Source organism: Kitasatospora sp. NPDC022856, assembly GCF_055561235.1.
The window spans coordinates 1-8,315 of the sequence record NZ_JBVHHE010000089.1 but is presented as its reverse complement, the minus strand read 5'-3'; the positions used below and the strand labels follow the sequence as shown (position 1 = coordinate 8,315).

At 70.8% G+C, this 8,315-nt stretch carries 3 protein-coding genes and 2 pseudogenes; 2 read left to right on the top strand and 3 right to left on the bottom strand.

Annotated features, from left to right (window positions below; translation table 11 throughout):
- Positions 1 to 1,162, top strand: a 1,162-nt coding sequence (locus ACZ34W_RS37990; protein ID WP_465610978.1) for a helix-turn-helix transcriptional regulator, incomplete at its 5' end; no start/stop codon positions are given.
- A 417-nt stretch (positions 1,163 to 1,579) separates the two neighbouring features.
- Here the strand turns inward: ACZ34W_RS37990 and ACZ34W_RS37985 are convergent.
- Positions 1,580 to 2,293 (bottom strand): polysaccharide deacetylase family protein, encoded by a 714-nt coding sequence (locus ACZ34W_RS37985; RefSeq protein ID WP_465610976.1) that lies wholly within the window; start codon positions 2,291 to 2,293, stop codon positions 1,580 to 1,582.
- A gap of 1,311 nt (positions 2,294 to 3,604) precedes the next feature.
- On the opposite strand from ACZ34W_RS37985, the pseudogene ACZ34W_RS37980 reads away from it, so the two are divergent.
- Positions 3,605 to 4,592: pseudogene (locus tag ACZ34W_RS37980) on the top strand (IS110 family transposase); the annotation flags it as partial.
- On the opposite strand, the pseudogene ACZ34W_RS37975 reads toward ACZ34W_RS37980, so the two are convergent.
- Positions 4,565 to 4,826 (bottom strand): annotated as a pseudogene (locus tag ACZ34W_RS37975) (DDE-type integrase/transposase/recombinase); the annotation flags it as partial. The pseudogenes ACZ34W_RS37980 and ACZ34W_RS37975 sit on opposite strands and share 28 nt — an antisense overlap.
- A gap of 286 nt (positions 4,827 to 5,112) precedes the next feature.
- Complete coding sequence (locus tag ACZ34W_RS37970; protein WP_465610974.1) at positions 5,113 to 6,984, bottom strand: discoidin domain-containing protein; 1,872 nt, start codon at positions 6,982 to 6,984, stop codon at positions 5,113 to 5,115.
- Positions 6,985 to 8,315 lie beyond the last annotated feature (1,331 nt).

Here is an 8,315-nt window from a genome sequence, read left to right as displayed (position 1 = left end):
GGCCGGCCCACACCGGGAAGGCATGCTCTGGCTCGACCGGGCCCTGGCCGCCTGCCCGGAACCCGGCCCACAGCGGGCCGACGCCCTCTGGGCCGTCGGCGTCCTCAAGATCTACGACGGGAATCCGAGCGCGAGTGCGGCGCGCGAGGCCATCGCCACGCTGGACGAATCCCGTCGGCTCTCCGCCGACCTGGACGATCCGGCCCGCCTCGCCCACGCCACCTATCTGTCGGGGTACGCCCGGCTCTTCGGAGAGGATCCGGCCCAGGGTTTCGAGCTCCTCGCCGAGGGCAGCGCACTGGAGCACGCCTTCGGCGCCGCCAACCCGTACCTGCGCCACGCCCAGCTCCTGCTCACCGCTGCGGCGACCCTGGGAAACCTCGCGGACATGGTCCGCACCGTCGGCGGGGAGTGCCTCGCCGCCTGCCGCGAGCACGGGGACCAGTGGATCCAGTCGTGGCTACTCTACGCGCTGGGGCTCTTCACACTGCTTCAGGGGCCGGACGGGGACGCGGAAGGACAGCTCAAGGAGGCCGTCCGGCTCAAACATCCGTTCCGCGACCTGCTGGGCCTCGGCTGCACGACGGATCTACTCGCCTGGTGCGCGGTGACATCCGGTGACCACGAACGCGGCGCGCGCCTGTTCGGCGCCAGCAACGCGTTCCTGAGACCGCTCGGACTCGGCCTCGACAGCTACATCGACGTCGCCAACCTGCCCTGGAGGACCGAGTGGACCGACGGCCTCGGCCGGGACGACCTCCTGGGGGCCGCGCGGGAGGCCCTGGGCGGGTCGGCCTTCGCCCTCGCCTACCGGAGCGGTGAGCAACTCTCCCCGGACGAGGCCGTCGCCTACGCCCTCGGCGAGCCACAGACCACACGGCCGACCATCGCCGAACCGGACCGGTCGGCCTCGCAGCTCACCCGGCGGGAGGCGCAGGTCGCGGGCCTGCTGGCCGAGGGACTGTCCAACAAGGAGATCGCCGACCGCCTGGTGATCTCCCAGCGCACCGCCGAAACCCACGTCTCCAACATCCTCACCAAACTCGGCTGCACCTCCCGCACCCGGGCCGCCCTCCTGATCACCGAACAGAACCTCGCCGCCGACACCCCCCGCCCCGCGCGCCCCGCAGGACCGAGACAGGACCACCCACCGCACGCATAAGACCGGGCTCGGACCACGGGTGACACAACCCGGACTTCCATGACCGGACTGTGGATCCCGGCGACGGACCGACCCGTCCACAGACTCCACCCGGTGCCGCCGCGACCCGGAGTACAGCGGACCAGCTCGGCCAGGTATCGCATCCTGGCGACGGCCGCCAATCGCGGGCACGCTCCCGCCACCGGGCAGCCCGACCGAGCGGCGGCCGAGCCACCCCAGCCTCGGCGAGACGGCCTCAATCAATTCTCGGCCCACACAACCGACCAGCTGAAGAGGTCGGCGAACCGGGGCAACCGATCGGAGGAACCCGCTTGCCGACGCCGCCGAACCAGCCCGGCGCCCGACAGCCAACAGCTGCCGCGGCCCGGGAGTACTCGACAGGCCGCGGCCGCTGCCCGGTCCTGCTGGGGAGGCCCTTCATGCGGCGGGGAAGTCGAAGGTGTATCCCTGGGCCTTGAGCCAGGGCAGCAGTTGGCGCAGCGCCGCGACGGTCTCGGAACGGTCGCCGCCGCCGTCGTGCATCAGCACCACTCCCCCGGGGCGCAGTTCGCGTTGGACGTTGGCGACGATCGCGGCGACGCCGGGTTTGGTCCAGTCGAGGCTGTCGACCGTCCAGGTCAGCGAGCGCATTCCGGCGGCGGCGGCGACCTGTTCGTTGGCGGGGGTGAAGCCGCCGCCGGGGGCGCGGAACCAGGGGACGCGGGTGCCCGGTCCGCCGGCCCGGACGATCATGTCCTTGGCGGGTCCGATCTCCTGGAACTGCTGGTCGTGGGTGAGCGCGGCGAACGGCTGGAGGTGGTGGACGGTGTGGTCGCACAGGCGGTGGCCGGCGGCCAGGATGCGTTTGACCATCGCGGGGTTCGCGGTGGCCTGCGGGCCGATCTCGCAGAACGTCGCCCTGACACCGTAGTCCGCGAGAACGTCCAGGACGTCGGCGGTGGCGGGTCCGGGGCCGTCGTCGAAGGTGAGCGCGACCGTCTGGCCGCCCTTCGCGGTGGACCGGACCAGGGCGACGGGGGTGCCCGAGGTCGGGGCGGTCCCGGGCGTCGTGCTCGCGGTGGCGGTCCCGGGTGCCCCGGCGGGACGAGGGGGTACGGCGCCGTGGGAGGGTGCCCCGGGAGTCGTGGACACCCCGCTCGCCGGTACGCGACTCGGCGCGCCCGGCCCCATGCGCAATCCGAGCATGCCGGCCTGCGCCGTGCCGCACCCGGTGACCGCACCGACGAGCAGAACGGCGCAGGCCGCCCGCAGCCTCCCGCGCCGGGCGCCGGGTGCCGAGGGACGCGGCGAACGGGCTCGCCTCGACGGCGCCGAGCTCCTGGCGCCGTGGCCGACCGGGGCGCCCGAGCCGGCGGCGGGACGGGCGGAGACCGTCTGGAGGGCGACGGGTTCGGCGGTCGTGCTCGGCGCCGTCCTGTGCGTGAGGTCGGACATGCTCTCCCCCTGGGGAGTCGGACCGGGTGGCGGGGACGGCCCGCGAAGCCGGGCACCGTCGTCCGGCACCACGCCGGTCGAGATCGAATGGGTCGGGTCACTCCCGTGGTCGGCGTGCCGGCGAACGAAGAGGCCTCAGAGACATCGCAGTTCGCCGAAACGCATCACGTGGGGAAAGAGTCCGCAGACCCCGACCGCCCCCTGCCTGTCACGGGCCTGTGACAGAGCCGCGACCGTCCCGCCATGAGCGACCCGTCCGGCGAAGCCGCCCCAACCGCCGAAGAGCGGCATGTACGGAGGCCGCGCCGCTCCCCGCAGTGGCAGTCGCGCCCATCGACCCGCTCGTCGGATCGAGCCACCACCCGCCGAACGCACCTTTGGGAGCCTCGCCGCCGACCAACAACGGGTCCTCGCCGACCTCGACATCACCGCCCGAGAGCGCGTACGGCCCGCCAGGCGCCTCGGCGGTCGGCATCGAGGAGAACCAGGAGCTGACGGCCTCGGCCGCCGCCGACGCGAAGCCAACGGTGTCCGTCGGTGCGTCCCGTCCCGGGCCCGACCGGGCACCCCACCGCTTCGGCCATCCAGAACCGGATCGACCGGGAACCGGGTTGGCACGGCCGCGCACCGCTGTACCGCTGTACCGCTGCGCGCAGCCGCCGGGTGACGGAATGCGGAACGGGGCTGGTGTTGCCGGTCAGGCATGACTCTCCGGCGGAAGTCCCCTTAAGCTCAGCCCTGAGCCTTCCCCCGGGACGTGGACACCAGGGTTTCAGGCGGCCCTACGTTGTTGATGGGTCGGTCGGGCAAGTCGTAAGGTCCGGATCACCCAGGGTTCTGGGTGTGGCTCTCAGGCGGCTGCCGTCTTGTGGCTCCCCTCACTTCGCCGCCCGGCGCCTCACGACGACTCGGCCGCTCATCAGGAAGTGCAACGAAGATCGCTGTGTAGCGCTACGCCGGCGAGGTCGTCCGTGGTACATACTGCATCGACGAGATCCAGGGGCACGGTTGAGCGAATACGGGGGGATCGGCAGTGGCAAGAGCCATCGTCACCGCGTCGTCCTGGACGCCGACGGGGCCAAGCCGCTGTCGCGGCGCGTAGTCAACGACGAACCGGAACTGCTCCAGCTCGTCGGTGACGTGATCGCCCTGGGCGAGGAGGTCACCTGGGCGGTGGACATGGCGAACGACGGCGCCGCACTGCTGGTCACCCTGCTGGTCAACCACGACCAGTCCCTGCTCCACATTCCCGGCCGGGCGGTCAACCGCGCCGCCGACGGCCACCGGGGCGAAGGCAAGACGGACGCCCGTGACGCGTTCGTCATCGCCGACCAGGCCCCGCGTGCGCCGCGACCTGCGGCCCATGCGCCCCAGTGACGAGGCCACCATCGAGCTCAAGCTGTTCACCGCTCGCCGCACCGACCTCGCGTGTGACCGGAACCGGTCGATCAATCGTCTGCGTGGCGCATTGAGCAGCATGCTTCCTGAGCTGGAACGCCCGCTGGTGCTGCTGACCAGCTACCAGTCCCCGTCCGCCGGGCCGGCGTCAGCTTGCTGGAGAAGTGGCTGCACAACCACAAGGTCGGCAATGCCTCCGTGTTGGCCGCCGCCGCTGTGAAGGCGGCGGAGCGTCAGCACACAAGCGTCCCCGGGGAGACGGCCATCGCCCAGATCGTGCGCACCCTGGCCGAGGAGGTGATGGCCCTCAACGAGAAGATCGCCGAGATCGCCAAGCTCATCGAGGGCCGGTTTCGCGCTCACGAACTCGCCGAGGTGATCGCCAGTAGGCCAGGCACCGGACCCGTACCCGGCGCCGAATTCCTCGCCGTGATCGGCAGCGACATCACTCGTTCGCGGCGGTCAGGAGTGCTCGGCCTCGTTCACAGGCCTGGCCCCGGCTCCACGCGACTCCGGACGCGTCAGCGATAACCTCCACCGCCCCCAGCCGTACCACGACGGGCTCCAACCCCGTTTCAGGGAGGCGAAGATGCTCTCCGCGGCGGCATTGTCGTAGCTGGATTCGACTTCCCCACGCTCCGCCGGACACCGTGCCGCCGGCAGACTCTCGCGAACTCGGCCGAGTCCGGTTCGCGCCCCCGTCCGAGTGAAAGACCACGCCGTCGACACGACCGCCGCGGGCCGCCACTGCGGCCTCCAGCGCATCGGCGACCAGTTCGGTGCGCATGTGCTCGGCCAGCGACCAGCCCACCAGGCGACACGAGTGCAGGTCCTCGGCTCGCTGCAAGCCCTTGACATGGGCGAAAGAGCTGCACTGGGCCCTTTCGGCGGGGTCGGACATCGGCGTCGACCAGCCGACGGCGTAGCTCTGGCCGAGTAGGATCAGCACCGGCGCGTCATCGGCGCGGTGCGGGAGCTGGGCGGGATCCGCTGCGGTGGGCGGGGGCTCCGCCACCGACAAGGGCCGGCAGGGGCTGGTCGGGTCGTTGTGCAATCGCCGATGTGACGGTCACCTTTCGGGTGATCGTCACATCGGGTACCGATTGACGGTCCGGTTACTACTTCGCGGTTATCGCAAAGATGTGGATCTTCGTGTTGCCGGGGAGTTTGACGGTGGCGATGGTCCTGCTGGGATCGATCGCGATCTTGTTGTAGAACACCTGGTAGGTAAGGCCGGTGTCACCATAACCGGATGGCCGGTTCCTGCCCTGAGTGGAGATGGCGGGGATGGAGCCGAACTCGGTGGGGTCGGTTCCCACCCAGTTCGGGAATCCGATGGACGCGGTGGTGGAGGTGCCGTCGGTGTAGGTGACCGTGACGTTGTCGGCCACCACCCCGGCCTCCGAGCCCAGGAAGGCCAGGGTGCTGCCGCCGCGCCCAGAGCCCTGGATCACCGCCGTGCCTCGGACGTTGTCGGGGGTTCCTGCGGCAACGTTCGGCCAGTCGAACGTGGTCCCCTGCGCCGTCACGGTGGAGCCGGGGGTGGCCCCGGCCGCGGCGAGCTGTTCGGCGGAGAAGCTGTTGTGACCGCCGTCGAAGTTGCCGGGCGCGACATTGCTCTGCGAGGTGATCCCCACATTGTTGAACGCCGAAGCCAGGCTCAGCGGCCCCGGGGTGCCCGGGACGGGGACGTCGACGAGGACCTCGGCCAGTGAGAGGTAGTTGGTACCGGCGAGCTGGATACGCACGTACCGTCCGTCGACCCCTGCGGGAAGAGTGAGCTGGCGGGGTGCGGTGCCGTTGACCCAGACACGCTTGACAGTGGGGTCGGCCTGGATGTCGGCCCAGCTGCGCCCGGTCAGGTCGGTGGTGGACACGAGGAGGTAGAAGTCGCTGAGTCGGTCCTGGCAGCAGTCCGTGCGACCCAGAACCCGCACCCCCCTGATCGGCCGCACGGAGCCGAGGTCGACCTGCCACCACGCGTTCGCGTCCAGGTTCGTGTGGCTGAAGCCCGTGGTGGTGTTGCCGTCCACCGCCCGGCTCGCCGCCAAGCCGGGATTGTTCCCGTAGGTGGAGGACTGGGTGGCCGGCCGTCCCTGGGCCGCGTTCATGGTGCGCTCGATCGGCGCGCCGTACCAGTGGTCAGTGAACACGCTCTTCCACTGCTGCGCCGCGAACCATTCCTGCGCAGGTTGCTCGTAGTGAATGCCGTCGGTCTGGAAGATTCCGTACCTGGGGCCGGCGGAGGCGTTGTAGAGGGCTGTGCCCGTCGCCGTGGTGGCGTCCGCAGGGTCGATCAGCCGGTAGGAGTTGGGTGCGGGAAGGTTGGCGAGTCCGGTCAGCGCGTCGATGACGTGCTGCGTCGACGTCGAGTCGAGCCTGGTCGAGCGCGGGCGGTAGAGGAAGATCGGGTACCTGGTCGAGCCGGTGATCGTCTGCAGCGGCTCCAGAACCTTGCGGAAAGCCTGTTGTATGTGGGCGGCACTCACCGTTGCCGCGGCGCTTGCTTCCTGCTCCCACTGGTTCCAGTGCATGCCGATGATCCGGGGCCGCTTGCCGGCCTCCTGCAGTGCACGCAGGCCGTTGGAGATCGTGTTGAGCGTGAGCTGGTGCAGACTTTCGACATCGGATGGGTTGCGGTCGGGCCACCACCGATTCTGCGTCCCGTCGGCTTGCTGGATGCCCTGACCTCCCCAGGCCACGTGGATCACGTACAGGTCGGGAAGACTTTGGCCGTCCTTGATGGCTTGCTCCCATCGCAGCGCAGTCAGCGATGCGACGTTGTAGGAGTTGACGTTGTATCGGTTGTTGCCCAGGTTGGAGCCGGCGCAGTTGTAGGGCTGCCACGTTGCGTTGAGGGCCCCGGCGACCCGGTTCTCGGTCCGCTGCAAGCCCTTGACGTGGGTGAAGGAGTTGCACTGGGTATTGACGGCCGCGTCGTGTACCGCCACCGCGCTGACGGCGTTGCTCTGACCGAGTGCGATCAGCACGGGTGCGTCATCGGCGCTGTACGGGGCCTGTGCGGGATCCGTCGCGGAGGGCGGGGGCTCCACGGCCGCCGACAGTGAGGGGGCCAGGACGACGGAGGTCCCCAGCATGGTGAGCGCGGCCGCGAACGTTGCTCCGCGGCGGACGCGGAGAGAGGCGGAGGGCTCCTTCGTGGACGGGGCGGGCGCGTTCGCCCTGCCGGTGGGGCCGGTGTCGCGGGTGGGTGGACGGGGATCGGAGAACGAGCGGCGGGCTCTGCGCATCATGGTTACCTCCGGGGTGGGTGGATCGAGGCCGTCTTCGGCTCCCGGACGGACAGGTCCGGAGGCCGCGGAGTGGCCTGCGCATGGCGGCAACGCGGGTTGGGCTGCCGGTGACCCGGGCACGGCGCGAACAGCCGTCTGTCACGGTCACGCGGATGCCGGGCTTGGGTCGGGACGTCGTCGGTGAGGGGCTCCGCCCTGACGCGGAGAGCTCGACCGAGTGTGGCCCGGAATCGGTGGCCGGGCGGCAGCGGGAATCTCGACGGCATGACGTTGGCCGTTCGGCACCCGGGACATGGCAGCGGAAGCGCTCGGAACTGACAGCCCGAACGCGATGGAGGACATGGGAACCCGGTCACAGCGCCATCGTCAAGGGGGTGGAACGGCCGAGATCGCCTTGTGACCTCAAGCGCTCCCCGCACCGGCGAGCAGGCGCCTTCGGAGCCAAGCGGCCCCGGGGAGGGCAGGTTTGAGCGGCTCGGCCTCGGCACTGCCGGGAGTCACAGCGACGACGGCGAAGGGCCCCGGCGGTCGCGAGTCGTCACCGCGCATGCGGTTGGCGCGGGACCGCCGCCTGCCGGGCGGGCACGCCGGGCACGGGCCGGAGAACCGGCGCCGGACCTCGTCACGGGCGGGGGTGCGGGGTGGTCGATCAGGACCGTGGAGGGCTCTTCGCGTGGCGTTGGGGGCTGCCCGCGAGGTGCCGGCCGGGACGGCGCCGGCCGCGGTGAGCGGTGGAGGGCGGTGTCAGGCCGGTTCCCGGTCGACCGTTCGGCGCGCCGCTGGGCGCACAGGGTGACCGTTCACCGCACGTCCCGGGGCGGTGCCTATCCCGTGCCGCCCACGTGCGTTGGGATGCGCCGCAGGAACGAACCGCCGCCGGGAGAAAGTGCCGACGGTGCCTGCCGACCACCGGCGGGCTTCTGCCCTCGCGGTGCTGATCCGCACCGCCCACCCACCTCGGCCTGCCCGTTCCCCCACCATCCCGCTGATCTCAGGAGGCATCCCGTGGAACTTCATTCGACCGCCGGTCGGGCGGCCCCCGACCGGCTGGAACGACTCGAAGGGAC